This is a genomic window from Streptomyces sp. NPDC005866 (assembly GCF_040629895.1).
Classification (GTDB): Bacteria; Actinomycetota; Actinomycetes; order Streptomycetales; family Streptomycetaceae; genus Streptomyces.
In genome coordinates, this window is sequence record NZ_JBEXWP010000001.1 from 358,536 (window position 1) to 385,453 (window position 26,918).

The 26,918-nt window shown below is 70.4% G+C and carries 24 protein-coding genes; 7 read left to right on the plus strand and 17 right to left on the minus strand.

Translation table 11 applies throughout. From position 1 onward, the window contains the following. The first annotated feature begins 116 nt into the window (after positions 1-116). The gene (gene folP, locus ABZ396_RS01720) at positions 117-977 is read left to right on the plus strand and encodes a dihydropteroate synthase (protein WP_358926741.1); all 861 of its coding nucleotides are present in this window, start codon (positions 117-119) and stop codon (positions 975-977) included. A gap of 58 nt (positions 978-1,035) precedes the next feature. Here the strand turns inward: folP and ABZ396_RS01725 are convergent, their stop codons facing one another. Further along, a complete protein-coding gene (locus tag ABZ396_RS01725) occupies positions 1,036-1,794 on the minus strand; it encodes a TIGR00730 family Rossman fold protein (protein ID WP_358926740.1) in 759 nt (252 codons plus the stop codon). Between the two features lie 104 nt (positions 1,795-1,898). After that, complete coding sequence (gene dapE / locus ABZ396_RS01730; protein WP_358926739.1) at positions 1,899-2,978, minus strand: succinyl-diaminopimelate desuccinylase; 1,080 nt, start codon at positions 2,976-2,978, stop codon at positions 1,899-1,901. 158 nt (positions 2,979-3,136) lie between these two features. Between dapE and ABZ396_RS01735 the strand changes: the two genes are divergently transcribed. After that, positions 3,137-4,072 carry a heavy metal transporter gene (locus tag ABZ396_RS01735; RefSeq protein ID WP_358926749.1) on the plus strand — a complete coding sequence of 312 codons (936 nt, stop codon included), beginning with the start codon at positions 3,137-3,139 and terminating at the stop codon, positions 4,070-4,072. A 281-nt stretch (positions 4,073-4,353) separates the two neighbouring features. Then, positions 4,354-4,818 (plus strand): ATP-binding protein, encoded by a 465-nt coding sequence (locus ABZ396_RS01740; protein WP_358926738.1) that lies wholly within the window; start codon positions 4,354-4,356, stop codon positions 4,816-4,818. A gap of 105 nt (positions 4,819-4,923) precedes the next feature. Here the strand turns inward: ABZ396_RS01740 and ABZ396_RS01745 are convergent, their stop codons facing one another. Together ABZ396_RS01745 and fdxA are read right to left on the minus strand one after the other, a co-directional pair. Further along, positions 4,924-6,018 (minus strand): bifunctional succinyldiaminopimelate transaminase/glutamate-prephenate aminotransferase, encoded by a 1,095-nt coding sequence (locus tag ABZ396_RS01745; RefSeq protein ID WP_358926748.1) that lies wholly within the window; start codon positions 6,016-6,018, stop codon positions 4,924-4,926. A 165-nt stretch (positions 6,019-6,183) separates the two neighbouring features. Beyond that, positions 6,184-6,504 (minus strand): ferredoxin, encoded by a 321-nt coding sequence (gene fdxA, locus ABZ396_RS01750; RefSeq protein WP_130443832.1) that lies wholly within the window; start codon positions 6,502-6,504, stop codon positions 6,184-6,186. Positions 6,505-6,644: 140 nt separating this feature from the next. On the opposite strand from fdxA, the gene ABZ396_RS01755 reads away from it, so the two are divergent. Together ABZ396_RS01755 and ABZ396_RS01760 are read left to right on the plus strand one after the other, a co-directional pair. After that, positions 6,645-7,649 (plus strand): GNAT family N-acetyltransferase, encoded by a 1,005-nt coding sequence (locus ABZ396_RS01755; RefSeq protein WP_358926737.1) that lies wholly within the window; start codon positions 6,645-6,647, stop codon positions 7,647-7,649. Positions 7,650-7,725: 76 nt separating this feature from the next. Beyond that, complete coding sequence (locus ABZ396_RS01760) at positions 7,726-8,589, plus strand: transglutaminase-like domain-containing protein (RefSeq protein WP_358926736.1); 864 nt, start codon at positions 7,726-7,728, stop codon at positions 8,587-8,589. Between the two features lie 71 nt (positions 8,590-8,660). Here the strand turns inward: ABZ396_RS01760 and ABZ396_RS01765 are convergent, their stop codons facing one another. The 8 genes from ABZ396_RS01765 to ABZ396_RS01800 form a co-directional block, all read right to left on the minus strand. Next, positions 8,661-9,275 carry a response regulator transcription factor gene (locus ABZ396_RS01765; RefSeq protein ID WP_358926735.1) on the minus strand — a complete coding sequence of 205 codons (615 nt, stop codon included), beginning with the start codon at positions 9,273-9,275 and terminating at the stop codon, positions 8,661-8,663. Beyond that, positions 9,272-10,471, minus strand: coding sequence for a histidine kinase (locus ABZ396_RS01770; RefSeq protein WP_358926747.1), 1,200 nt, complete (start codon positions 10,469-10,471; stop codon positions 9,272-9,274). Before ABZ396_RS01770 ends, ABZ396_RS01765 begins: the two co-directional genes overlap by 4 nt. 5 nt (positions 10,472-10,476) lie before the next feature. Then, positions 10,477-11,217, minus strand: coding sequence for an ABC transporter permease (locus ABZ396_RS01775; protein WP_358926734.1), 741 nt, complete (start codon positions 11,215-11,217; stop codon positions 10,477-10,479). Continuing rightward, a complete protein-coding gene (locus ABZ396_RS01780; protein ID WP_358926733.1) occupies positions 11,214-12,158 on the minus strand; it encodes an ABC transporter ATP-binding protein in 945 nt (314 codons plus the stop codon). The genes ABZ396_RS01775 and ABZ396_RS01780 overlap by 4 nt, the downstream gene beginning before the upstream one ends. A 143-nt stretch (positions 12,159-12,301) precedes the next feature. Further along, positions 12,302-14,557, minus strand: a complete 2,256-nt coding sequence (locus ABZ396_RS01785) for a hypothetical protein (protein WP_359183574.1) — start codon at positions 14,555-14,557, stop codon at positions 12,302-12,304. A 156-nt stretch (positions 14,558-14,713) separates the two neighbouring features. Then, positions 14,714-15,130 carry a DUF6113 family protein gene (locus ABZ396_RS01790; protein WP_358919458.1) on the minus strand — a complete coding sequence of 139 codons (417 nt, stop codon included), beginning with the start codon at positions 15,128-15,130 and terminating at the stop codon, positions 14,714-14,716. After that, positions 15,127-16,008 (minus strand): N-acetyl-1-D-myo-inositol-2-amino-2-deoxy-alpha-D-glucopyranoside deacetylase, encoded by an 882-nt coding sequence (mshB, locus tag ABZ396_RS01795; protein WP_358919460.1) that lies wholly within the window; start codon positions 16,006-16,008, stop codon positions 15,127-15,129. Before mshB ends, ABZ396_RS01790 begins: the two co-directional genes overlap by 4 nt. A 351-nt stretch (positions 16,009-16,359) precedes the next feature. After that, the gene (locus ABZ396_RS01800; protein ID WP_089098958.1) at positions 16,360-16,554 is read right to left on the minus strand and encodes a hypothetical protein; all 195 of its coding nucleotides are present in this window, start codon (positions 16,552-16,554) and stop codon (positions 16,360-16,362) included. 189 nt (positions 16,555-16,743) lie between these two features. Here ABZ396_RS01800 and ABZ396_RS01805 point away from each other — a divergent pair, with 189 nt between their 5' ends. Further along, complete coding sequence (locus ABZ396_RS01805; RefSeq protein ID WP_358919462.1) at positions 16,744-18,864, plus strand: prolyl oligopeptidase family serine peptidase; 2,121 nt, start codon at positions 16,744-16,746, stop codon at positions 18,862-18,864. Positions 18,865-19,023: 159 nt separating this feature from the next. Here the strand turns inward: ABZ396_RS01805 and ABZ396_RS01810 are convergent, their stop codons facing one another. From ABZ396_RS01810 to ABZ396_RS01830, 5 genes are read right to left on the minus strand one after another with little or no spacing between them, the layout of a single operon-like run. Continuing rightward, the gene (locus ABZ396_RS01810; RefSeq protein ID WP_358919464.1) at positions 19,024-20,109 is read right to left on the minus strand and encodes a dipeptide ABC transporter ATP-binding protein; all 1,086 of its coding nucleotides are present in this window, start codon (positions 20,107-20,109) and stop codon (positions 19,024-19,026) included. After that, complete coding sequence (locus tag ABZ396_RS01815) at positions 20,090-21,076, minus strand: ABC transporter ATP-binding protein (protein WP_358919466.1); 987 nt, start codon at positions 21,074-21,076, stop codon at positions 20,090-20,092. Before ABZ396_RS01815 ends, ABZ396_RS01810 begins: the two co-directional genes overlap by 20 nt. 8 nt (positions 21,077-21,084) lie before the next feature. Next, positions 21,085-22,065 (minus strand): ABC transporter permease, encoded by a 981-nt coding sequence (locus tag ABZ396_RS01820; protein WP_358919468.1) that lies wholly within the window; start codon positions 22,063-22,065, stop codon positions 21,085-21,087. Next, on the minus strand, positions 22,058-22,981 hold the full coding sequence (locus ABZ396_RS01825; protein WP_358919470.1) for an ABC transporter permease: 924 nt from the start codon (positions 22,979-22,981) through the stop codon (positions 22,058-22,060). The genes ABZ396_RS01820 and ABZ396_RS01825 overlap by 8 nt, the downstream gene beginning before the upstream one ends. A gap of 6 nt (positions 22,982-22,987) precedes the next feature. After that, positions 22,988-24,619 (minus strand): ABC transporter substrate-binding protein, encoded by a 1,632-nt coding sequence (locus ABZ396_RS01830; protein ID WP_358919472.1) that lies wholly within the window; start codon positions 24,617-24,619, stop codon positions 22,988-22,990. 427 nt (positions 24,620-25,046) lie between these two features. Here ABZ396_RS01830 and ABZ396_RS01835 point away from each other — a divergent pair, with 427 nt between their 5' ends. Continuing rightward, entirely contained in the window at positions 25,047-26,918 is a 1,872-nt protein-coding gene (locus ABZ396_RS01835; RefSeq protein ID WP_358919474.1) for a peptide ABC transporter substrate-binding protein, read from the plus strand.

The following is a 26,918-nucleotide window of genomic DNA, read 5'->3' on the forward strand; positions in this document are numbered from 1 at the left end:
ATGCTGCTCGGAGTGCTCGGTGTCGAATGTGTCTGTGTCCGATCGTGCCATGCGAGTCTGACAGTCAGGGCCGCAGGCGGTCGTACCGAGGGACTTACTACGAGAGGTCACAGGCGATGCTCAGGCTGGGCAAGCGGGAATTCGCACCGCACGAACCGGTGATCATGGCCATCGTGAACCGCACACCGGACTCCTTCTACGACCAGGGGGCGACCTTCCACGACGAACCGGCCCTCGCACGCGTGGAGCAGGCGGTCGCCGAGGGGGCCGCGATCATCGACATCGGCGGGGTGAAGGCCGGGCCGGGCGAAGAGGTCACGGCCGAGGAGGAGGCACGGCGGATCGTCGGGTTCGTCACCGAGGTGCGCCGGCGGTTCCCGGAGGTCGTCATCAGCGTGGACACCTGGCGGGCGTCGGTCGCGGTGGCCGTCTGCGAGGCCGGGGCGGATCTCCTGAACGACGCGTGGGGCGGGGCCGAGCCAGGGCTGGCGGAGGTCGCGGCGCGCTACGGGGTGGGGCTGGTGTGCACGCACGCGGGTGAGGCGGAGCCGCGGACACGGCCGCACCGGGTGACGTACGACGACGTCATGGCCGACATTCTGCGGGTGACCCTGGGGCTGGCCGAGCGGGCCGTGGCGCTGGGGGTGCCCCGGGAGTCGGTGATGATCGATCCCGGGCACGACTTCGGGAAGAGCACCCGGCACAGCCTGGAGGCGACACGGCGGCTGGGCGAGATGGTCGAGACGGGGTGGCCGGTGCTGGTCTCCCTGTCCAACAAGGACTTCGTGGGCGAGACCCTGGACCGGCCGCTGAAGGAACGGGTGATCGGCACGTTGGCGACGACGGCGGTGTCGGCGTGGCTGGGGGCGCAGGTGTACCGCGTCCACGAGGTGGCGGAGACCCGGCAGGTGCTCGACATGGTGGCGTCGATCGCAGGCCACCGGCCTCCGGCGGTGGCGCGGCGCGGGCTGGCGTAGACCGCCGTCCGCCCGCCCCGGGCTCCGCCCCCAGCCGGGTGGGCGACAGGGCGACGGCTCAGCGGGCCGCTTCCTTCGAGACCAACGCCACCGCCTCGTCCACGTCGTCCGTCACATGGAACAGGAGGAGGTCCTTCTCCGCCGCCTTGCCCTGGGCCACCAGCGTGTTCTTCAGCCAGTCCACCAGGCCGCCCCAGTACGCGCTGCCGAACAGGACGATCGGGAAGCGGGTGACCTTCTGGGTCTGGACGAGGGTGAGGGCCTCGAAGAGTTCGTCGAGGGTGCCGAGCCCGCCGGGCAGGACCACGAAGCCCTGCGCGTACTTGACGAACATCATCTTCCGCACGAAGAAGTAGCGGAAGTTCAGGCCGATGTCGACGTACGGGTTGAGGCCCTGCTCGAAGGGCAGCTCGATACCGAGGCCGACCGAGACGCCGCCCGCCTCCAGCGCGCCCTTGTTGGCCGCCTCCATCGCGCCCGGGCCGCCGCCCGTGATGACCGCCCAGCCGGCCTCGACCAGACCCCGGCCCAGTTCCACGCCCGCTTCGTACTCCGGCGAGTCCGCCGGTGTCCGGGCGGAGCCGAACACGCTGATCGCGGGCGGGAGTTCGGCGAGCGTGCCGAAGCCCTCGATGAACTCCGACTGGATGCGCAGCACCCGCCAGGGGTCCGTGTGGACCCAGTCGGAGGGGCCGCCCGCGTCCAGCAGACGCTGGTCCGTCGTGCTCGCGGTCACCTGACCGCGCCGTCGGAGGACCGGTCCCAGGCGCTGCTCGTCCGGCGGCACCTTCTTCCCCTCGGGGTTCCCGGTAGGCATATGTGCGCTCCCTCCGCTTGCAGGTATATCTGCCTCAGCGTAGATCCACGCGGGTTACGGGCGCGGGACGTCGGCATGTCGGGTGCGAAGCGCCACCGTGTGGCTCAGCTGGTCAGCCAGACGCGCAGGCGCTCCTCGCCCGCCAGGATCTTCACGATTTCTACTCTTTCGTCCCGTTTGTGCGCCAAGTGTGGGTTGCCGGGCCCGTAGTTGACCGCCGGTACGCCGAGGGCCGAGAAACGGGAGACGTCGGTCCAGCCGTACTTGGGCATCGGGGTGCCGCCGACCGCCTCGATGAACGCGGCCGCGGCCGGGTGGGAGAGGCCGGGCAGCGCGCCGGGGCTGTGGTCGTCGATGACGAACTCCTGGACCCCGCAGTCGGCGAAGACGTCACGGACGTGCGCGATCGCCTCCTCCTCGGAACGGTCGGGGGCGTAGCGGAAGTTGACGGTGACCACGCATTCGTCGGGGATGACGTTGCCCGCGACCCCGCCCGAGATACCGACGGCGTTGAGGCCCTCCCGGTACTCCAGGCCGTCGATGACCGGGTAGCGCGGCTCGTACGCGGCGAGGCGGGCGAGGATCGGGGCGGCCGCGTGGATCGCGTTGGAGCCCAGCCAGGAGCGCGCGGAGTGGGCCCGCTCACCCGTGGTCTTCAGCAGCACACGCAAGGTGCCCTGGCAGCCGCCCTCGACCTCGCCGTCGGAGGGTTCGAGGAGGACCGCGAAATCGCCTGCCAGCCATTCCGGATGGGCCTCGGCGACATGCCTGAGGCCGTTGAGATGGGCGGCGACCTCCTCGTTGTCGTAGAAGACGAAGGTCAGGTCACGGTTCGGGGCGGGGACCGTGGCCGCGATGCGCAGCTGGACCGCGACGCCGGACTTCATGTCGCAGGTGCCGCAGCCCCACAGCACGCCGTCCTCGTCCAGCCTGGACGGCACGTTGCCGGCGATCGGGACGGTGTCGATATGGCCGGCCAGGATCACGCGCTCGGAGCGGCCGAGGTTCGTCCGGGCGATCACGTTGTTGCCGTGGCGGTCGACCGTCAGATGCGGCAGGGCGCGCAGCGCGGCCTCGATCGCGTCCGCGAGCGGCTTCTCGGTGCCGCTCTCCGAGGGGAAGTCGACGAGCTGAGCGGTGAGCGCGGCGGCGTCCAGCGTGAGGTCAAGGGAGGTGTCGGCCATGGCCCGACCCTAGCGCGCACCACCACGCGGGCGGTTTGACAGGCCTCCGGGCCCAGCGCCGAGCGCCTCGTACCCTCCAGTATGTTGTACGCGTGCCAGAGCCGTCCCCCATCCGTCCCAAGCGTCGCGGCCGCGTCCTGCGTCTCGTGTCGGGTTTGCTGATTCTGAGCGCCGTCGCGGCCTACCTGATCGTTCAGTACGTCACCGGAGGCGGTGGCGCCAAGGGCTGCAAGGTCGTCTCGGGCCGCAGCGACAGCGAGTCGTACCAGTTCACGCCCGAACAGGCGGTGAACGCGGCGACGATCGCCGCCGTCGGCACCGGGCGCGGTATGCCCGAGCGGGCGGTGGCCATCGCCCTGGCGACCGCGATCCAGGAGTCGGGGCTGCTCAACATCGAGCACGGTGACCGGGATTCGCTGGGCCTGTTCCAGCAGCGGCCCTCGCAGGGCTGGGGCACCGACAAGCAGATCCTGGACCCGGCGTACGCGGCGGGCATTTTCTACGCCCACCTGGCCAAGGTGCGCGACTACGAGACCCTGCCGCTGACGGTGGCCGCGCAGCGCGTGCAGCGCAGCGGTTACCCGGAGGCGTACGCCAAGCACGAGACCGACGCCACGCTGCTCGCCGCGGCGCTGACCGGGCAGGCGGCGGCCACACTGACCTGCGACGGGCGCCCGGCGGTCACGAGCGCGGCGGCGGCGACGGGTCCGGACGCGGTACGGACGGCGCTCGTGCGGGACTTCGGGCGGGATGCGGTCGAGGAGGCCGGTGCGGAGGTGAACGGCACGTCCGCGACCTCGCCGACACCGACGCCGAGCGTGACCGCCACGGCGCACGGGCGGACGGTGACCGTGCCGGTGCCGGAGGGCGGGAAGACCGACAAGTCCGGGCGCACCGAGAGCGAGCGCGGCTGGCAGCTGGCGCACTGGGCGGTGGCCAACTCCGCGGCGCTGCACATCCAGCGGGTGTCGTACGCCGGCCGGGAGTGGTCCGCCGGGAGCACGGACAGCCGGTGGCAGACGGCGGCCGGTCCGCAGGGCACGGGCGGTGCGGAGAAGTCCACGGGGTCGGTGCGGATCGTGACCGGTCAGTAGTTCGGGATTTCACTCCTGCGGGTCACCCCGGACGGATCGCGCACATGATGTGCTCAGCCTTTCGCACGATCACTCACGCATGCGCGAATCCCTTGGGAACACAGGGGCCGTAAGGATTCTGCGGGTTTCGGCGAGGTCTCAGCTCAGGCACTGTTTGCCCGTTTTTCTCCACACCCGATAATGCGATGCGTTATCAATTCTTTACCTTGAGCCTCCGCAACCTTCCCGGGCTTCGAGCGGTAGTCACGGCGATCACGTTCCCTCCCGTCGAATGGAGCATCATGTCCCTCCCTCTGACCCGCCGGATCGCCCGTGCCGCGCTGCTCGTCGCAGCGGGAGCGGCTGCCGGGGTCGGTGCGGCCGGCTCCGCCAGCGCGGCCCCGAGTCTGCCGGCCACCCCGAACCTGGGCGGTCTGACCGCCCTGGACGGAGCGAGCGTCGGCAACACCGCCGACGGTGCGGCGCAGAACGTCACCGGGGCCGTCGGCCACACCGGCGGCAAGGCGGTCGAGTCGGCGGTACCGGCCGCGGGCAAGACCGGCGGCAAGGCCGTCAAGAAGGCGGCGCCGGTCGTCCAGCACACCGCGAGCGACGCGGCCGGCTCCGCCGGTGGACTGCTGGGCGACACGGCGTCCACGGCGACGAAGGGCGGGCTGCCGACGGACGGGCTCGCCAAGGGCGGCCTGCCGACGGACGGGCTCGCCAAGGGCGGGCTGCCGACGGACGGGCTCCCGCTCGGCGGCTGACGCCGTGGCGCCGGTGATGCACAGCCGGTGATCGCAGAAGGGACCCGGGGTTTTCCCCGGGTCCCTTCTCGGCGCTGCAGAAGGATCGCAACGGCTGGGGTGCGTTCAGGAAAGCCGCTCCACAGCCGCCCGGACGCGCTCGTCCGTCGCCGTGAGCGCCACTCGTACGAACTTCTCGCCCGCCTCACCGTAGAAGTCGCCCGGCGCCACCAGGATGCCGCGCTCGGCCAGGTGGGCCACCGTCTCCCAGCAGGACTCGTCCCGTGTGGCCCACAGGTAGAGGCTGGCCTCGCTGTGCTCGATGCGGAAACCGTGGGCCACCAGCGCCTCGCGCAGGAGGCTGCGGCGGGACGCGTACCGCTCGCGCTGATCCCGGACGTGGGTGTCGTCGGACAGGGCCGCCACCACCGCCGCCTGCGTCGGTGCCGACGTCATCATGCCGCCGTGCTTGCGGATCTCCAGGAGGGGGCCCAGCACCGCCGGGTCGCCGGCCAGGAAGGCCGCGCGGTAGCCCGCCAGGTTGGAGCGCTTGGAGAGGGAGTGAACAGACACGATGCCGTCGTACGAGCCGCCGTTCACGTCCGGGTGCAGGACCGAGACCGGGTCGGCCTCCCAGCCCAGTTCGAGGTAGCACTCGTCGGAAAAGACCAGGACGCCATGGGCGCGGGCCCAGGCGACGATCTCCGTCAGCTCCTGCTGGGACAGGACCTTGCCGGTCGGGTTGGACGGGGAGTTCAGCCAGAGGAGCCTCAGGTTCGTCGGGTCCAGGTCGCGCGGGTCGTCGTAGACCTCGTACTCCGCGCGGGCCAGGCGGGCTCCGACCTCGTACGTGGGGTACGCGAGGCGCGGGTAGGCGACCTTGTCGCCCGGGCCGAGGCCCAGCTGGGTGGGGAGCCAGGCGACGAGTTCCTTGGAGCCGACGACCGGGAGGACGTGGCGGTGGGTGACGTCGCGGGCGCCCAGGCGGCGCCCGACCCAGCCGGTGATCGCGTCGCGCAGCGCCGGGGTGCCCCAGACCGTGGGGTAGCCGGGCGAGTCGGCCGCGTCGATCAGGGCCTTCTGGATCAGGTCGGGGACCGGGTCCACGGGGGTGCCGACCGACAGGTCGACAATGCCGTCCGGGTACGCCGCTGCCGTCTTCTTGTACGGCTCCAGCTTGTCCCAGGGGAAGGTGGGCAGACGGTCGGAGACTGCGGACACGGACACTGGCTCACTTTCTTCGGTACGACCGGTACGGCCGGTACGGCAAGGCACAGCCGGTACGGTCGGTACGGCAAACGCCTCGGCCCCGCAGGCGCCGATCGGGTGTGATCAGGCCGTACGGGACCGAGGCGGCACGGTGTTGCGGCGGGCCGCCGGTACGGGTTACCCGGCCTGCGGGGGCAGCGCGGCGATGAAGGGGTGATCGCGCTCGATCAGGCCCAGCTTGCTGGCGCCGCCGGGGGAGCCGAGCTCGTCGAAGAACTCGACATTGGCCTTGTAGTAGTCCTTCCACTCCTCCGGAGTGTCGTCCTCGTAGAAGATGGCCTCGACCGGGCAGACCGGCTCACAGGCACCACAGTCAACGCATTCGTCCGGGTGGATGTACAAGGACCGCTGGCCCTCGTAGATGCAGTCGACCGGGCACTCCTCGATGCACGCCTTGTCCTTCACGTCGACACAAGGCTGCGCGATGACGTAGGTCACGCTGTCGTTCCTCCTCGATTGGGCGCTGGCGGGCCTCCGTAGGCTCCGCCGCCTGGCGCGCGGGAGCGCGGCGTCGTCGATGCCCGCTTCTAGTATCTCCGTTCCTGGGCAAGATCCGAACAGGAGGGGTGAACTGACCAGTGGAAATCTCGGCCGCAGGACGCTTCGAGGTCCGTGTCACCGCTGCTGACGTGGGCAAACGGGTATCGGTGCGCCGTTTGACGGGAAATGGTGCCACCGGGGAGAAGTTCACCGACACGGTGGGTGTTCTCACATCATGGGACGACGACGGCGTGCTGACCATCACACGGCGGGACGGGGAAACCGTGCGGATACCGGAGTCCGCACTGGTGGCGGCGAAGGTTGTCCCGGCCGCTCCGGCGCGCCGCCGGGGACCTGCGGCGACGTATCAGGAACTCGCGCGTGTCGCCTCGCGCGGCTGGCGGCCGGTGGAGAGCGAGCGGCTGGGAGAGTGGGAGCTGCGGGCCGCCGGAGGATTCACCCGGCGGGCGAACAGTGTGCTGCCGCTCGGCGATCCGGGGCTGCCGCTCGACGCGGCCCTGGATGTCGTACGACGGTGGTACGGCGAACGGGGGCTGCCCGCGTATGTGCAGACCGCGACCGGCGCCGAGGGCACCCAGGAACTGCTCTGCGCGGAGCTGGAGCGGCGGGGCTGGGTGCGTGAGGTGAGCGCCGAACTGTGGACCGGGGCTCTGGCGCCGGTGGCGGACCGGGCGGAGGGAGCCGCTGTGGTGCTCTCCCGGGCGGCCGACGAAGCGTGGCTGGCGCGCTACCAGCGTAAGGGTGTGAGCGGGGTCGCGTTGCAGGTGCTGGGGGGCGGGCCGTCGGTGTGGTTCGCGACCGTTCCCGGCGAGGGCGCCCCGGCGGCCATCGGGCGGCTGGTGGTGGACGGCCGGTGGGCCGGGTTCGCCGCCGTCGAGGTGGATCCGGCGCTACGGCGCCGGGGGCTGGCCACCGAGGTCATGGCCGCGCTCGCCCGGCGGGCGCTGGAGGAGGGCGCGTCGGCGGCCTGGCTCCAGGTGGAGACCGAGAACTCGGGGGCGCGGGCGATGTACACCGGGCTGGGGTTCGGGGCACACCACGCGTACCACCACTACAGGGCGCCGGAGGCGGAAGGCCGCTGAGGCCGATGCGGCAAATACGCCGATACGCCGATACCGCCATACGGTACGAATCGTTCCGGAAGGGCACGAAATAGCTATGCAGCCCCCTTACCCGCGTCCACGTCCACCGTCGCCGGAGCGGGCCGCCGAGGTACGGCGGCGGTTCGCCGAGGAGGCGCGCTCCGAGCGGCCCGATCTGGCGACGCTGTGTCTGCTGCTGAGCGCGGTGGCCGACGGCTCGCTGGACGAGGCCGGGATCGACGCGGCACAGATGGAGCTGGACCGGCTGGCCGGGCAGCTGCCGTACCGGCCGGGCGGCCCGCTCGACTGGGCCACCGCGGCTTGCCGTGTGCTGGGCGAACGGTTCGGTTTTCACGGTGCCGCCGCGGACTACCGCCGGCTGGGGTCCTCGCTGCTGCACGAGGTGCTGCGCCGGCGGCGCGGACTGCCGATCCTGCTGTCCGTGGTGTGGCTGGAGGTGACGCGGCGGGCGGGGGCGCCGGTGTACGGGGTCGCGCTGCCGGGGCACTTCGTGGTGGGGTTCGGGACGGCGGAGGAGCAGGTGCTGGCCGATCCGTCCGACGGGGGGCGGGTACTGAGCGGGGCGGACGCGCAGATGCTGGTGGTGGGGGCGGCGGGGGTGCCGCTGGAGCCGGCGATGCTGGAACCGGCCGATCCGCTGGACGTCGTACGGCGGGTTCTCAACAACGTACGGGCGTGGGCGGCGGCCCGGCCTGAGCGGTCGGACGTGGGTCTGTGGGCGGTGGACCTGTCACTGCTGCTGCCGTCGCATCCGGCCCGGCTGCGGTACGAGCGGGCGCGTTTGCTGGTGCAGCGGGGTGACTTCGCCGACGGCGCCGCGGAGTTGGAGGAGTACGCGGGGTTGATCGACACGGTCGACGAAGGAGCGGCGGAGAAGGTGCGGGAGGAGGCCCGGGCGGCTCGGGCTCGTCTCAACTGAGAGGGGAGAGGGGTCTGTTCACCGTACTCATCACCGCATTCACCGTCTTCACGTGGGTGATGGTGCGTCCCCTACAGCCAGCCCTTCTCTCTCGCGATGCGGACCGCTTCCGCTCTGTTCCGTACCGCCAGCTTCTGAATGGCCGTCGAGAGGTAGTTCCGAACCGTCCCCTGCGAAAGGTGCAGCGCCGCGGCCAGCTCCGCGTTCGTCGAGCCGTCGGCCGCCGCGCGGAGGACCTCCCGCTCGCGGTCGGTCAGGGGGTTGGCGCCTTCCGCCAGGGCCGCCGCCGCCAGGGTGGGGTCGATGACGCGCTCGCCGGTGAGGACCTTGCGGACGGCCTCGGCGAGCTGGGCGGCGGGGGCGTCCTTGACGAGGAACGCGTCGGCGCCCGCCTCCATCGCGCTACGCAGATAGCCTGGGCGCCCGAAGGTGGTGAGGATGACCAGCTTCACGGCGGGCAGCGCCTTGTGGAGTTGCGCCGCCGCCTCGATGCCCGTGCAGCCCGGCATCTCGATGTCGAGCAGCGCCACATCGATGCGGTGCGCCCGTGCCGCCGCCAGCACCTCGTCGCCGCGCGCGACCTGGGCCACGACCTCGATGTCGTCCTCCAGGCCCAGCAGGGCGGCCAGCGCCTCGCGGACCATCGACTGGTCCTCGGCGAGGAGGACCTTGATCGTGCTGCTCATGCCCCGGATCCTATGGCCCCGCGGGCGGCCAGCGGGACCCGGGCGACCAGCCGGAAACCCTGCTTCACCCGGCCCGCCTCCAGTGTGCCGCCCGCCTTCTCCAGGCGCTCGGTGAGCCCGGTGAGGCCGTTGCCGGGGCCCTTGCCGGACCCGCCCGAGCCGTTGTCCTCGACGGCGAGTTCGAGTACCGGCCCGTCCAGCGTCTGGCGGCGCAGCAGCTCCACCGTGCAGGCGGTCGCGCCGCTGTGCCGTACGACGTTGGTGATCGCCTCGCGCAACGCCCACGCGAGGGCTCCCTCGCCGCCCTCGGGTACGTCGGTGAGGTCCGGGTCGGCCGGGACCTCGGCGGTGACCGCGGCGGCGGTCAGGGCGACCTGGGCGCCCGCGAGTTCGGCGGCGAGCCGGGGGCGCCGGTAGCCGGTGACCGCCTCGCGGACGTCCACCAGGGCCTGCCGGCTGACCTGTTCGATGTCGGAGACCTGCTGGGCCGCCTTGTCGGGGTGGTCGGGGAGCATCCGGCCCGCCAGTTCGCTCTTCAGGGTGATGAGGGAGAGCGAATGCCCCAGCAGGTCGTGCAGGTCACGGGCGAGGCGCAACCGCTCCTCGTTCGCGGCCAGTTGGGCGACGGTGGCGCGGGCCTTGCGCAACTCGATCGTGGTGGCGACGAGTTGCCGTATGCCGGTCATGGAGTAGCCGACCAGGAGCACCACCAGGAACAGGCCCCAGGCCTCGCCCAGGTCGTGGGCGTGCCAGCCCGCCACCATCATGGCGGCGGTGGTCAGCGGGATCGTCCAGTAGGCCACCCGCAGCGAGAAGGTCGTCCCGCACATGACGGAGACGTACACGAACAGGCCGAGCCAGGAGCTGCCGAGGCCGAGGGCCAGGGTGACCGCGAGCGTCCACTCCACGGCGATCGCGGCGGCGACGACCCGGCCGCGGAAGGGCCGGCCCATGGAGCGGAACACGATGGACAGGTAGATCCCGACGAAGGCCGCCAGGCCCACCCAGCCGGCCACCGTGACCCCGGTGGTGTGGTGGCCGGAGGCCAGGTCGTTCGCCGGGGAGGCGAGGAAGACCAGCCAGGGCAGGACCCACACCATCTTGCGGATCGCCTCGCCCCGGCTGCGGGGCGGCCGGCCGATCCGCACCAGCCGGTCCGCCCGGACCTCGTCGCCGGACCGCAGGTCTTCCGTCATCGTGCTCACGCCTTCAGCGTGTCCTTCCGGTACAGCCAGGCCGCGCCGCCGACGAAGAGGGCGAAGAAGACGACGAGGATGGCGATGTCCTGGGTGTGCGGGGCCTGACTCTGTTCGATGGCGCGCCCCAGGGCAGCGTACGCGTGGGTCGGCAGCCACTTCGCGATGTCCTGGAGCCAGGTCGGGAAGGAGGAGGACGGCCACCACAGACCGCCGAGGATCGACAGGCCGAAGTAGGTGATCATCGTGATCGGGCGGACCGCGTCCCCGGAGGCGAGGTAGCCGATGGCGACGCCGAGCGCGGCGAAGACCAGGCTGCCGGCCCAGATGGCGCCGGTGAGGGCGAGCCACTGCCAGGCGTCCAGCCGTACGTCCTTCACCGTGGCGGCGACCAGGAAGACGACCACGATGCAGGGCAGGCTCACCACGGCGGCGCTGGCCGTCTTGGCGAGGACGTACCCGCGCCCGGGCAGGGTGGTCAGCCGCAACTGCCGTACCCAGCCGCTCTCGCGCTCCTTGGCGATGCGCTCGCTGTTGCCCATCAGGACGGCGGTGAGGGCGCCGAAGGAGGCCATGGAGACCATGACATAGGCCGCCACGGAGAGCCCGGAGTTGTCGACGGTGCCGCTGGTGCCGCCCTGGCTCGCGACCAGCAGGAAGATGATCGAGGGGTAGATCACCGAGAAGAACAGGAACTTGCGGTTGCGCAGGGCCCGGGCGAGCTCCAGCTTGATCAGGGCGTTCATGACTGCGTGACCTCCTTGGCCTCCTCGGCCTCCGTGATGGCGACGAACGCCTGCTCCAGACCGAGCCCGGCGACTTCGAGGTTGCGGGGGTAGAGGCCAAGGCCGTAAAGGGCGTGGACGGTGGCGTCGGCGTCGGACGACTGGACGCGGACGGTCTGCCCGCTGATGTCGATGGCGGTGAGGAACGGCAGCGCCCGCAGCGGCGCCTCGTCGATCCCGCCCTCCAGGTCGAAGGAGATCCGCCGTGCCCCCGCCTTCGCCTTGATCTCGGCGGCCGTACCGTCGGCCAGCAGCCGGCCCCGGTGCAGCACCAGCACCCGGTCGGCGATGGCGTCGGCCTCTTCGAGGTAGTGCGTGGCGAACAGAACCGTCCGCCCCTGGTCGGCCTGTTCGCGCATGGTGGCCCAGAAGGCCTGGCGGGCGGAGACGTCCATCCCGGTGGTCGGCTCGTCCAGGACGATCAGGTCGCTGTCGCCGGCGGTGGCGAGGGCGAAGCGGACACGCTGGGACTGGCCGCCGGAGAGCTTGTCGACCTTGCGGTCGGCGATCTGCGAGATGCCCGCGCGGGCGAGGACGTCGGTGACCTTGTAGGGCCTCGGGTGCAGATCGCAGGCGAGCTTGACCAGTTCGCGGACGGTTACCTCGTCCATCAGCCCGCCGCTCTGCAGCATCGCACCCACCCGCCCGGCGACGATGGCCTCGCGCGGGCTCGTGCCGAAGACGCTCACCGAGCCGCTGTCGGCCTGCTTGAGGCCGAGCAGCAGATCGAGCGTGGTCGACTTGCCCGCGCCGTTGGGCCCGAGCAGGGCCACGGTCTCCCCCGGGTGCAGCCGCAGCGAGAGCCCGTCGACGGCCCGCACCTTCCCGTAGGTCTTGCTCACCTGGTCGAACCCGACCACCACCGGGGTGCCGGTGGCGGTCGTCGCCGCTGTCGTTGTCATGCCGTCCATGCTGGCCGTGGACGCACGGACGGGGGCAGTGCCGGGCGTCCGGAGTGCCGCATGACAGATGTCATCCGCCCGGGGTGACACGCGAGAGGGAGGCGCCCGGTGAGCACCGGACGACCCCCCTCTCGGAGTTGGTGTCAGTTCGGGTTGGTGTCGATGACTCCGACGCGCTCCGCAGTGGTCTTGCCGACCAGTGCCTTGCGCAGCGCGGAGGCGACGTCCTGCGGGGTGACGGCCGTCTTCTGGCCGTTGCCCCGGCTGATCAGCACGCCGTCGAAGGTGCTGCCGTAGGCCTTCTTGAGCGCCTCGAGGTCGTACGTCTCCACCAGCTTGCCGTCGACGGCCTTGAAGCCGAGGATCTTCGGCAGGGACAGGGCGCCGAACGGGATGCTGTGCACCGCGTCCGTCTGCACCAAGACCTTGGCGGACATCGCCGGCTCCGCGAACGCCTTCATCTCGCGGTCGACCTCCGCGTTGGAGACCGCCGGCTGCACGGTGGTCGTCGGTACGGCGACCGCGGAGGCGGTGCCCGTCTCCACCATCGACTCGTACGCCTGCTCGACCGCCTTCGTGGAGGCGGCCGCGTCGATGCCCTTGCCCGCCTTGCCGTAGACCGCGACGGCCTTGCCGGAGGCGAACTTGATCGTGCCCTCGGTGACCGAACCGGAGCTGCCGCCGAGGCCCTTGAGGGCGGCCTGGAGCTTCTCCTCGTCGACGGGCATGACGGGCGTGACGATCCGCTTCTGGCCGAACAGCGAGCCGATCACGGAGACGGGGTTGTAGTCGCTCTTGGCGGCCGCGTCGACCGTGGACGGCATGTCGAACTGCAGGCCCGCCTGGTCCGGCGGCAGCGAGACCGCCTTGCCGTCGACCGACAGTTTCAGCGGCTTGTTCACCCGCGTGCCGAACGCGTCGTCGAGTTTCTTGACGGCGTCGTCGCGGGTGCCGCCGCCGATGTCGACGCCGAGCACAGTGGTGCCCTTGGGTACGTCCGAGTGGCTCATCAGGAGCCCGGTGCCGTAGACGCCGAGGCCGGCGACCACCACGACACCGCAGAGCAACGGCAGCTTGCCACGCTTCTTCTTCGCCCTGGCCTTGCCCTTGGACTCGGCCGGGGGCGGCGAGACCGGTTCGGGCAGCTTCGGGGGCGTGTGGGTCAGCGCCCCGTCGTTGGGCGCGCCCGGCGCGAACGGGGAGCTCGCGCCCGGCTGTACCACCGGGATGCCACTGGTGACGGTGTGTCCGGAGACGTTGTCCGCCGGGGAGCCGTAGCCGGACATGCCCGGTTCGGGGGCGGGCTTCTGCGGGGTGAGGATCGCGGTGTCGTCGCTCAGGCCGCCGCCGGGGCCGAGGCCGGTACCGGCGGGGGCGGTGCTCGCGCCGGGTCCGGCCTGGGCGGCATGTCGGGCGGGGCCGCCCGGACCGGCGGGCCCGCCAGGCGCGCCGAAGGGCTCGCCACCGTTGACCGGCGGGATGAACGGGCCGTCGCCGGTGACCGGTCCGCCGGTGGGGCCCGCCGGGCCCTGCGGGCCGCCGGGGCCACCGGGCAGGCCGGGACCGTTGAAGCCGCTGGGGCCGCCGGGACCGGCCGGGCCGCCGCCGGGTGCGCCGGGACCGGCCTGGGCGCCGTTCTGGCCGCCGTTCTCGGAGAAGTACGGCAGATCGTCGCGGCGGGGCTCGCCAGCGCCGTTGGCACCGGCCCGGGGGCCGCCGAGCGGCCCCGTGGCGAGCGCCTCGGTCACGTCGAAGGAGCCGGTGCCGCCGCCGTGCCCCGGGGCCACCGGGCCGCCGGTCGCGCCCGTGGGCAGCCCCGCGCCGTTGGTCGCGCCGGGCCGGGACACGCCGGGCGCACTCATGGAGCCCACGACACCGCCGGGACGGCCGCCGTTCGGACGCGCGGCACCGGGGGTGCCCGGTGCGGCCGGGCCGTTCGGCGCCGCGACGGGCGAACCACCGGGCGCACCGGCGCCGTTGGTGGCGCCGCCGCGCTGGCCGCCCTTGGCCGGGCCGGACTTGCGGGGCGCGAACCAGTCGCTGGGCTTCTCCCCGGCGGCGGGCGCGGGCTCGGCGGCCGGCTCGACGGCGCCGGTGGACATGGCGGCGCCCCTCGGCTGCGCGTGCGTGCCCGTCTCCTCGCCGGCGCCGGTGTCGGCGTCCGCGACGGGGGTGCGGACGACCACGGGCGGAATCGGCCGGGATCCGGGGATGTTGATCCGGATCCGGGTCGTCAGGGTGGTCTCGGTCTTGCGTTCCTCCGGCTGCGCGGCCGAACGGCCCGCGCCCTTGCCGTCGCCGGAAGCCATGGGGGTCCCGTACGGCGGCGTGCCCGAGGGGTATGCGGCTCCGCCGTGCCCGTCGGGCCCGGAGGACGGAGTGTCAGTTTCACGACTCAAGGCAGGTTCTCCCGGTTGGCTCCACCGCCCGTGGCGACCTTTCTCGGGCGGCTCGGCGGCGCGCACCACCATACTGGCCAGCCCTGGCGCTTATCCCATGACCGCTGGGGAAACCCACACCGGACTCGCACGCGCGCCCCACGGCGAACCGGTACGTCACTTGCCAAGTCGGGCGCCGTCCGTGTCAGGTTGCCACCCCAAACCTATAGTGGCGCAGATCACAGCCAGCGCCATGCCGCCGAGCAGGAAGAGATAGGAGCCGCCTCCCGCACCGAACAGGAAGTCGCCTTCGGGCCGGCTGGCGGTGAGCAGGATGACTGCGACGACCCAGCCGAACGCGGGCGCCACGGCCCCGGACCGGCTGCCCACCGCCCGCGCGCCGCCGAGGAAGAGCCCCGCGGCACCGGCCAGGGCGAGCAGCAGCCCGCCGGGGAACCAGGCGGCCTCCACGAGTGTCCCGGCAACGCCGACCACGGCACCGAGCACGACCAGCGCGAGCAGGCCGGCGATCCGCCCGGCGGACGGCCGCTGCAACGGTTGCGCGAGCATCGAGCCGCGTCCGGCGGAACTCATGACGCCTCCCCTGGGCCCGCGAAGAGATCGGTCTCACGCCCGGCACCCGGCTCGCCGCCCACCAACTCGTAGTACTCCGTGGTGAACACGGGCTGCGCCAGCTCGTTGGAGAGCGCGAAGTAGGGGACGCCGTGCGGTGCCATCTCGATCTGGGTGGCGTGGGCGGCCATCGCGGCGGTCTTCGCGGCGGCGTACGCGGTGCCGTCGATCTCGGTGGTGACCCGGCGGTCGTCGACCACGCCCGGCACGTCGTCGACGGCGGCGGCCTTCTCGAACGGCAGCCCAGGCAGATCGTCGTGGAGCCGGGCGAAGGCGGCCTCGGCGACCGCGCGGGGGACGCGGTTCCAGTAGACCTTGGAGATGCGGTGGCCGGCCTCGGCGGCCAGCTCCACGGCTCTCATGGCCACCCGGTGGGCCTGGATGTGGTCCGGGTGGCCGTACCCGCCGTTGTCGTCGTAGGTGACGAGGACCTGGGGGCGGGTCTCCACGATCACCTCGACCAGGTGCCCGGCGGCCTCGTCGACGTCGGCCCGCCAGAAGCAGTCGGGTGCGTCGTTGTCGGGCAGGCCCATCATCCCGGAGTCGCGGTAGCGGCCGGGCCCGCCGAGCAGCCGGAAGTCGTCGACACCGAGCTCACGCATGGCGGCGGTGAGTTCGCCCAACCGGTACTCGCCGAGCGCGACGCCGGCCAGATGCCGAAGCTCGGGCGGGATGACCTCACCGCCCTCTCCGAGCGTGCAGGTGACCAGCGTCACATGGACGCCCTGGTCCGCGTAGCGGGCCAGGGTGGCGCCGTTGTTGATCGACTCGTCGTCCGGGTGCGCGTGCACGAGCAGCAGACGCCGGGCGGGTAGCGGCCGGGCGGGCGGTTCCGTCATGTGCCCACCCTACGAAACGCCACCCGTCGCCGGGCCACCTCCCCGCCCGGCCGTCGGAGAGCTGGGCCGCGAGCTTGTCCCGCAGCTGCTCGACAACCGCGTCCGGAAGAGTGACATCGCCCTTTGTCGTCGAGCCTGTCAGCGCCCCTCCGTTTCCTGGGGTCAGGGAGCGGAAGGCGCTCGTCCGCGATGACCTTGTATGCGGCAGTCACGCCGCGTTCGACGCAGCGGCCTCGCATGTCCCAGGTCCGCCAAGTTTGCGGAGGAGGGCTGGGGGAAGCAGTCGAACGGGACAGCACATACGCCGTCTCCGGTCGGCCGTGCCCACCGGAGACGCCGTCTCGGCACCGGTTAGAACTTGATGCTGCCGATCATGCTGGCGACGTTGGTCGTCAGATCGCTGATCGTCGGTGCGATGGTCGACGAGGCGAGATAGAAACCGAGGAGCATGCAGACAACCGCATGCCCGCCCTTCAGACCCGACTTCTTGATCAGCAAGAAGACGATGATCGCCAGCAGCACCACCGCCGAAATCGAGAGTGCCACGGCGGCTCACCTCCAAAGATCCCAGGGACGCGGGGGGTTCGGGTATGGGGGTTGTAGATCGGTACAGCAAATCCATGCGGAAGCCAGCGGGTTCATACCCACTCAGCGGTAGTGATCATAACTATGCGTGCTCGCGCATCGCTCGGCGCACGGCCGCACAAGGGGGCGCATGGCCAATATGGTCGGGGCATGAAGACCGACGCTGTCTCATTCCCCCGCCGGCACGCCCGCACCCAGCGTTTCACGCTCGGCGCGCCGCGCGCGTTCACCGTGGCCCCCGACGGCTCCCGCGTGGCGTTTCTGCGCTCCGGTTCCGGTACGGACCGGGCCAATTCCCTGTGGGTTCTCGATGTGCCGAGCGGCGAGGAGCGTCTGGCGGCGGACCCGCGCACGCTGCTCGGCGGCGCCGAGGAACACCTCTCGGCGCAGGAGCGGGCCCGTCGCGAACGCAGCCGTGAGGGCGGCGCCGGCATCGTCGGCTACGCCACCGACGCGGCCCTGGAGCTGGCGTCTTTCACCTTGTCGGGGCGGCTTTTCACGGCGGAGCTCCGGGCCGGCACGACACGCGTACTCCCGGTCCCCGGACCGGTGATCGACCCCCGCCCGTCCCCCGACGGCCGCCATGTCGCGTACGTCGTGGAGGGCGCCCTGCGTGTCGTGGGCGCCGACGGCGAGGGCGACCGGGCGCTGGCAGAGCCCGAGTCCGAACAGGTCACCTATGGACTGGCCGAGTTCATCGCGGCCGAGGAGATGGGGCGTTCACGTGGCTTCTGGTGGTCGCCGCGTTCCGACCGGCTGCTGGTGGCCCGCGTGGACGACACGCCGGTACAGCGCTGGTGGATCGCCGACCCCGCACACCCGGAGCGTGAGCCACATCATGTCGCCTACCCGGCGGCGGGCACCGAGAACGCGGACGTGCGGCTGTTCGCCTACGACCTCGAAGGGGAGCGCACGGAGGTCTCCTGGGACCGGGCGCGCTACCCGTACCTGGCGCGTGTGCACTGGTCAGAGGCGGGTGCACCACTGTTGCTCGTACAGGCGCGCGACCAGCGCAGCCAGCTGTTCCTCGCCGTGGACCCGGGGTCGGGGGCGACCCGGATGGTGCACGCCGATGAAGATCCAACATGGCTTGAACTGTTCGGTGGAGTGCCCTGCTGGAGCCCCTCCGGACAGCTGGTCCGGATCGCCGACGAGGGCGGCGCCCGGGTGCTCGCGGTGGGTGAACGGCCCCTCACGGGGGCCCAGTTGCACGTCCGTGCGGTTCTCGACGTGACGGCCGATGACGTGCTGGTTTCCGCGTCCGCCGGCGAGGAGGCCGAGTCCCCCGAGGTCGGCGAGGTACACGTCTACCGAGTCAACGAACTCGGCGTGGAGCGCGTGTCGCAGGAGCCCGGCGTGCACACGGCCGTGCGCGCGGGGGGCGTGACCGTATTGGTGTCCGCCGCACTGGACAGCCCGGGCGCCCGCGTCCAGGTGCTGCGTGACGGAAAACATCTGGGAAGTGTCACGTCGTACGCCGAAGATCCCGGTTTGACCCCGCGCGTGACACTCACCGAAGGGGGCGCACGCCGAATTCCGTGCGCCGTGCTTATGCCACGGGACTACCACGGGGACACTCCCCTTCCGGTTCTGCTAGACCCTTACGGGGGTCCGCACGGCCAGCGCGTGGTCGCCGCGCGCAACGCCCACCTCACCTCCCAGTGGTTCGCCGACCAGGGATTCGCGGTGATCGTCGCGGACGGGCGGGGCACCCCCGGCCGCTCCCCGGCCTGGGAGAAGTCCATCAAGGACGACATCGCGGCGATCGTCCTGCAGGACCAGGTCGACGCGCTCCTGGCGCTCGCCGCGGACTTCCCGCTCGACCTGACCAAGGTGGCCATCCGCGGCTGGTCCTTCGGCGGCTACCTCGCCGCCCTCGCGGCCCTGCGCCGCCCGGACGTCTTCCACGCGGCGGTGGTGGGCGCCCCGGTGACCGACCTGCGCCTGTACGACACCCACTACCAGGAGCGCTACCTCGGCCACCCGGGCGAGCAGCCGGAGGTGTACCGCCGCAACTCGGTGATCGACGACGCGGGCCTGGTCGACGCGGCCGACCCGCACCGCCCGATGATGATCATCCACGGCCTGGCGGACGACAACGTGGTGGTGGCCCACTCGCTGCGCCTGTCCAGCGCGTTGCTGGCGGCGGGCCGCCCGCACGAGGTCCTGCCGCTGTCGGGCGTCACCCACATGACCCCGCAGGAGCAGGTGGCGGAGAACCTGCTGCTGCTCCAGCTGGACTTCATCAAGCGTTCGTTGGGCCTCGCGTAGGCGCGGAGCGCGCGGCAACGGGCCGGGATGACATGGCGCATCCCGGCCCGTTTACGGCACCCGCACGGCCGTACGCTGTTAAGCGTGCCGCGTCCGTATATCGGGACCGGGTCGGAGAAGTTGCCCGAGTGTTAACGCGGTTGATCCGCACATGCCCCGCTATGCACCTCCGTTGCCACGATCGTCCGGCGCCTCCCCGGCCGGCTCCTCCGGTGGGACCACCTGCTTCTCCTCCGCGAAGTGACACGCCGAATCATGGGCGGCCGGCCCCGGCGTCAGCCGGAACGCGGCGGGCACCGCGAGCAGCGGCACCTCCACGGCGCACCGCTCCTCGGCCTTCCAGCACCGCGTGCGGAACCGGCAGCCGGAGGGGATGTTCGTCGGCGACGGGACGTCCCCGCTGAGAATGATCCGCTCCCGGTGTTCGCGCGCTTCCGGGTCCGGCACCGGCACCGCGGAGAGCAGGGCCTGGGTGTAGGGGTGGGTCGGGTGGTCGTAGATCTCCTCGTCCTTGCCGATCTCCACGATCCGCCCGAGGTACATCACCCCGACCCGGTCCGAGATGTGCCGCACGATCGACAGGTCGTGCGCGATGAAGACGTACGACAGGTCGAAGTCGTTCTGGAGCCGGTCCAGCAGGTTGATCACCTGGGCCTGGACGGAGACGTCCAGCGCGGACACCGGTTCGTCCGCGACGATCACCTCGGGGCGGAGCGCCAGCCCCCGTGCGATACCGATGCGTTGCCGCTGGCCGCCGGAGAACTGGTGCGGATAGCGGTTGATGTACTCGGGGTTGAGACCCACGACGTCCAGCAGTTCCTGGACACGCTTGCGCCGGTCGCCCTTGGGGGCCACCTCGGGATGGATCTCGTACGGCTCCCCGATGATGTCGCCGACGGTCATCCGGGGGTTGAGAGAGGTGTACGGGTCCTGGAAGACCATCTGGATGTTGCGGCGGACGGCCTTCAGTGCCCGGCCGCTCAACGTGGTGATGTCCTCACCCTTGTACTTGATCAACCCCGCCGTCGGCCGCTCAAGATTGACGAGCATCTTGGCGACTGTCGACTTGCCGCAGCCGGACTCCCCGACGATGCCGAGGGTCTCTCCTTTGTTGAGCACGAAGTCAACACCGTCAACGGCCTTGACGGCACCGATCTGTCTCCTGATCAAGATGCCCTGGGTCAAGGGGTAGTACTTGACCAGTCCACTCACTTCCAGGATCGGCTCAACCTTCGCGTCGGCCATTGAGGCACTCCCTCCAGAAGTGACAGGCACTGCCCCGGTGTTGATCCACCTCGTACAGCGGTGGTTCGTCGGTGCGGCACACGTCCTGGGCCATGGGGCAGCGCGGGTTGAAGGCGCACCCCGGAGGGATGTGCATGAGGTTGGGCGGCAGGCCCTTGATGGCGTAGAGCTCCTGGCCCTTCTGGTCCAGGCGCGGGATGGAGTCAAGCAGCCCGCGCGTGTACGGATGCGCCGGCGCCTTGTAGATGTCGTGCACCGGCGCGGACTCCACGATCCGACCCGCATACATCACGGCGATCCGGTCGGCGACGTCCGCGACCACGCCCAGATCGTGGGTGATCAGGATCAGCCCCATGTGGTACTCGCGCTGCAACTCCGCGAGCAGATCCATGACCTGGGCCTGGACGGTCACGTCCAGGGCCGTGGTCGGCTCGTCGGCGATGATGAGCGCCGGTTCCAGGGCCAGCGCCATGGCGATCATGATGCGCTGGCGCATGCCCCCGGAGAACTGGTGCGGATAGTCCCGCACCCGCTGCGCAGCGCCCGGGATCCGCACCCGTTCCATCAGCTCGACCGCCTTGGCCCGCGCGTCCCTCCTGGACATGCCCCGGTGCACGACGAACATCTCGCCGAGCTGATCGCCCACGCTCAGCACCGGGTTCAGCGCCGACAGCGCGTCCTGGAAGATCATGGCCATCTCGGCGCCCCGGACCCTGCGCCGCTCCTCTTCTTTGAGCTTCAGCAGATCTCGCCCCCGGAAGAGGATCTGGCCCCCGCCGATCCGCCCCGGCGGCACGTCCAGGATCCCCATCACCGCCTGGGCCGTGACCGACTTCCCGGACCCGGACTCCCCCAGCACGGCCAGCGTCTCCCCCGCGTCGACGGCGTAGGAGACCCCGTTGACCGCCTTCGCGATCCCGTCCCGCGTCCGGAACTCCACGTGCAGGTCGCGTACTTCGAGCAGCACGGCGGCACTCACCTCAGCTTCGGGTCGAGGGCGTCGCGCACCGCGTCGCCGAGCATGATGAAGGCCAGGACGGTGAGCGCGAGGGCCCCGGAGGGCCACAGCAGCGCGTGCGGGGCGTTGCGGATGTAGGGAGAGGCGGCGGAGATGTCGATGCCCCAGGAGACGCTGGGCGGCTTCAGACCGACGCCCAGATAGGACAGCGTCGCCTCCAGCGCGATGTAGGTGCCGAGCGCGATGGTGGCCACGACGATCACGGGGGCCACGGCGTTGGGCGCGATGTGCCGCAGCAGGATCCGGGAGTTGGAGGCGCCGAGCGCGCGGGCGGCCTGGACGTAGTCGTTCTGTTTGGCGGTGATCACCGAGCCGCGGGCGATCCGGGAGATCTGGGGCCAGCCGAGCAGCACCATGAACCCGATGACCGGCCAGACCGTGTTGCTGGTCACCACGGAGAGGAGGACGAGACCGCCGAGGACGACCGGGATCGCGAAGAAGACGTCGGTGATGCGGGACAGGATCGCGTCCCAGCCCCCGCCGAAGAACCCGGCGAGCCCGCCGAGCACCGACCCGAGCAGGGCGACCCCGAGCGTGGCGCAGACACCCACCGTGACGGACGTACGGGCCCCGTAGACGGTCCGCGTGTAGACGTTGCAGCCCTGTCCGTCGTACCCGAAGGGAGCGCCCGGCTGGGGGCCCTCCTGGGCCTTGGAGAGGTCGCACTTGAGGGGGCTGCCGGAGGCGATGAGGGACGGCCAGAGGGAGATGACGACGAGGAAGAGGATGACGAGGGAGGAGGCGATGAAGACCGGGTTGCGGCGCAGGTCCCGCCAGGCGTCGGACCAGAGGGAGCGCGGCTTGTCGGCCGGGCCGGTGCCGAGCGGTCCCCCGGGAGTCCGCTCCAGCGTCTCCGCCTCGGTCGCCGCCAGGTCCATCGCCCCGCCCATGCCGGTGCCGGCGATGGCCCGGTCCCGCTCGAACGGCTGCTCAGGCATAACGGATCCTCGGGTCGAGTACGGCGTAGAGCAGGTCCACCAGGAGGTTGGCCACCAGGAACACCAGGACCAGCACGGTCACGAAGCCCACGACCGTCTGGGTGTTCTGCCGCAGGATCCCCTGGTAGAGCTGAAAGCCCACGCCGTGGATGTTGAAGATCCGCTCGGTGACGATGGCGCCGCCCATGAGCGCGCCGATGTCGGTGCCGATGAAGGTGACGACGGGGATGAGGGAGTTGCGCAGCAGGTGCCGTGCGATGACCCGGCGCCGGGGCAGCCCTTTGGCAATGGCCGTACGGACGTAGTCGCTCCGTTTGTTCTCGGCGATGGAGGTGCGGGTCAGCCGGGTGACATAGGCGAGCGAGACGGAGGCGAGGACGAGCCCCGGCACGATCAGCTCGCCGAAGGCGGCGTCCGGGGAGACGGAGGGTTTGATCCAGCCCCACTCCACGCCGAGCAGGAGCTGGAGCAGCAGGCCGGTGACGAAGGTCGGTACGGAGATGACGACCAGGGTCGCCAGCAGTACCCCGGTGTCGACGGGCCGCCCGCGCCGCAGACCGGTCAGGACTCCGAGGGTGATGCCGATGACGATCTCGAAGAGGATGGCCACGATCGTCAGCCGGATGGTGACGGGGAACGCGGTGGACATCAGCTCGGTGACCGGCTGCCCGTTGAACGCCGTACCGAAGTCTCCGGTGAAGACGTTCCCCATATAGGTGAGGTATTGCTGCCACACCGGCTTGTCGAGTCCGAAATCCCTCTTCAGCTGGGCGGCGGTCGCCGGATCGCAGGCCCGCTCTCCGCACAGCCCGGCGATCGGGTCGCCCATGACATTGACCATCAGGAAGATCAGCAGCGTGGCCCCGACGAACACTGGGATCATCTGGAGCAGCCGCCGGACGACATAGCGACCCATGCCGCGTCAGCTGACCTTGATCTGGTTGTACACGGGGACGCTGAACGGATTGAGGGCCACGTCGGACAGCCGTTCCGAGTAGCCGGCACTGCCGTTCTGGTACCAGAGCGGAATGGCGGCCATGTTGTCGCGGACGACTTCCTCGGCCTTCTGGAAGGTTCCGACGGCCTTGGCGGTGTCGGTCTCGGCGTTGGCCTGGTCGACGAGCTTGTCGAAGTCCTTGTTGGACCACTTGCCGTCGTTGGAGGAGGCGTTGGTGTAGTAGAGCGGCTGGAGGAAGTTCTGGATGAGCGGGTAGTCCATCTGCCAGCCCGCGCGGAACGGTCCGCTCATCTTGTGCCGGCCGATCTGGTTGCGGAAGTCGGCGAAAGTACCCACCGGATTCCCGACGCACGCCTTGTTGTTGCCGAGCGCGTTGTTGATGGAGTTGCACACGGCGTCCACCCACATCCTGTGCGAGCCGGTGTCGGCGTTGTACGTGATCTTGAACTGTCCGCCGGGCAGCCCCCCGCCCTCCTGGATCAGCCTCTTGGCCTCGGCGGGGTTGTAGTCACAGGCGCTCCCGCAGAGCCCCTCCTTGAAGCCGCCCGCCGTGCCGAGCACCGGCGAGGTCCAGTCGGTGGCCGGGGTGCGGGTGTTCTGGAAGATGGTCTCGGTGATCTGCTTCCGGTTGATGGCCATGGAAAGCCCGGTGCGGACCTTGTCCGATCCGCTCTTGTTCCAGGCGCTGTCGTAGTAGGGGAAGGCGAGGGTCTGGATGATGCCGGCGGGGGTGTTGATGTAACGGCTACCGAGGTCGTTCTTGACGTTCTTCAGCTGTGCGGCGGGAACGTCGTCGACCAGATCGAGGTTGCCGGCGATGAGGTCGGTGTAGGCGGTGCCACTGTCCGTGTAGACCTTGAGGGTCACTCCGCCGTTCTGCGCCTTGTCGTCGCCGGGGTAGCCGTCCCACTTCTTCAGGGACATCTGCGATCCCTTGGTGTACGACTCGATGGCGTACGGCCCGTCGCCGACCGGCCGCTTCAGCCAGCCGGCGTGGTCGGTGAAGAAGGACCGGGGCAGCGGGGCGAAGGCCGCGTAGCCGAGGGTGTCGGGGAAACCGGAGAACTTCTGGTTCAGCTTCACCGTGAAGGTCTTGTCGTCGACGACCTTCAGACCGGAGAGCGTGTCGGCGCTCTGGCCGCCGCTGTCGGGGTGGACCTTGTCGTATCCCTCGATGTACCCGAAGAAGTAGGCGTTCTTCTGGTTGTTCCTGAGGCTCGCTCCGTAGTTCCAGGCGTCGACGAACGATCTGGCGGTCACCTTCTCGCCGTTGGAGAAGGTCCAGCCGTCCTTGACGGCGATCGTGTAGTTCTGCGAGTCGCTCGTGTCGATCTTCTGGGCGAGCATGTCCTGGGCCTTGCCGGTCTTCGGGTCGTACTTCTTCAGGCCGCGGAAGATCATGTCGAGGACCTTGCCGCCCTGGACCTCGTTGGTGTTGGCAGGCTCCAGGGGGTTCTGCGGGTCGCCCCAGGAGGAGCTGAGTACGGCGCTGCCGCCACCCCCGCCGCCGCCACTGCCGCCGCCCCCGCAGGCGGTGGCGGCGAGCGCCGTCACCACCGCGCAGGCCGCCCGTCGGGCGTGCGTGGCTGAACGCATGGCGTGCCTCCTCCGTGAAGGGTGATCCGCGAGTGATCCCTCATCGGTCAATAGCATCAGAAATGGCGCATAACACATATTCACTGCACCCATCCGCGGGACAACCCACCCGGAGGAGTGGCGCCATCCGGCTGGCGACGCCTTCGCCGGGCGTTCGACCGCAACGACGAGGCACGTTTCAACGGCGGCCGCGTCCGGCATCAGGCGGCGCCCCACCAGGTACCTTTTACCGGTCTAGACCAATGATGATCCCATTGGGCGTCAACTCGCCTTTTCCGCAGGCCACACTGGATCCACGCACCGTTGACGCACCCAGACAGCCGCTGATAGACACACTCATCACCCCACTGGCGTCACCAGGCGAGAACCCGGCCCTGAAGTCCGAGCAAGCCGTCCCTGTGCGAGCGATGACGCGAGGTCACGATCCATGAGCCCACAAGCCCAGCACAGCGCAAGGCGTTCACACCCGAGAAGCCCACGCCGCCGTACGCCCCGGCTCGTGGCAGCCGCTGGCGCCGTCACCCTGACGATCTCGGCGGCACTCGCGACCCCGCTCAACCCGGCGCCCCAACAGGCCGAGGCCGCCCAGAGCGACAAGGTGCTCACTGTCGCGGTCGCACAGAGCGTCGACTCGCTGAGCCCCTTCCTGGCGGTGCGTCTGCTCAGCACCAGCCTCCAGCGGCTGATGTACGAGTACCTCACCGACTACGACCCCGGGGACGCGCACCCGATTCCCGGCCTGGCCACCAAGTGGGCCGCGTCCGCCGACAAGCTCACCTGGACGTACACGATCCGCTCCGACGCGAAGTGGTCGGACGGGCAGAAGGTGACCGCCGAAGACGCGGCATGGACGTTCGACAAGCTGATGACGGACCAGGCGGCCGCCACCGCGAACGGCAACTTCGTCACCAACTTCCGCAGAGTGACGGCCCCGAGCCCCACCAAGCTGGTCATCGAACTGAAGAAGCCGCAGGCCACGATGACCGCCCTGGACGTGCCGATCGTGCCCGAGCACATCTGGAAGGACGTCTCGGACTTCTCGAAGTCCAACAACGACGACAAGTTGCCCGTCGTCGGCGACGGGCCGTTCGTCCTCTCCGACTACAAGGCGGACAGCTACGTCCGGTTCAAGGCCAACAAGGACTTCTGGCGCGGGGCCCCGAAGTTCGACGAGCTGGTCTTCAAGTACTACAAGGACCAGGACGCCGCCGTGGCCGCTCTGCGCAAGGGCGAGGTCTCCTTCGTTGCGGGCGCGCCGGCCCTGACGCCGGCTCAGGCGTCCTTTCTCCAGGGGCAGAAGGACACCCACGTCAACGACGCCCCAGGCCGCCGCTTCTACGCCCTCGCCACCAACCCAGGCGCACAGGCGCAGAACGGCCAGAAGTTCGGCGACGGCGACCCCTCCCTGCTCGACGAGCGGGTGCGACACGCGCTGTTCCTGGCCGTCGACCGGAAAACCATTGTCGACAAGGTGTTCCAGGGACACGCGGTCGAAGGCCAGGGCTACATCCCGCCGCGCTTCTCCACGTACTTCTGGAAGCCGTCGGCGAGCCAGGAACTCACCTACGACCCCGCGAAAGCAGCCCGGCTCCTCGACCAGGCCGGTTACAAGAAGAACGCCGACGGCAAACGGGTCGGCAAGGACGGCAAGCCACTGAACTACCGCGTCCTCTGCCACGCCACCGACCCCAACGACAAGGCCGTGGGTCAGTACCTCAAGGAGTGGTGGGCCAAGCTCGGCATCGGCACGACCCTCAACTGCCTGGACAACGTTACCGACCCCTGGCTCGCGGGCAAGTACGACCTGGCCTTCGACGGCTGGTCAGTCAACCCCGACCCGGACTACGTGCTGTCCATCCACACCTGCGCCGCCCTGCCCGCCACCCCGAAGGACACCGGCGCAACCGACAACTTCGTCTGCGACAAGACGTACGACGACCTGTACGCCGAGCAGGTCGCCGAGTACGACTCCGCCGAACGGGCGACTCTCGTGAAGCAGATGGAGTCGCGGCTGTACGACCTGGGGTACATGAACGTCATCGCATACCCGAACGCCGTCGAGGCATACCGCACCGACCAGATCAAGTCGATCGAGACTATGCCCAAGGCCGCCGGCAACATCTACGGCCAGGACGGCTACTGGAGCTGGTGGTCGGCGGTACCGGCGGGCTCCGGCAGCTCCTCCGGGGGCAGTTCGACCGGGACCGTCGCCGGTATCGTCGCGGGTGCCGTGGTCCTCGCCGGCGCCGGAGTGTTCTTCGCGAGGCGCCGCCGCGCCACCGCCGACGACCGCGAGTAG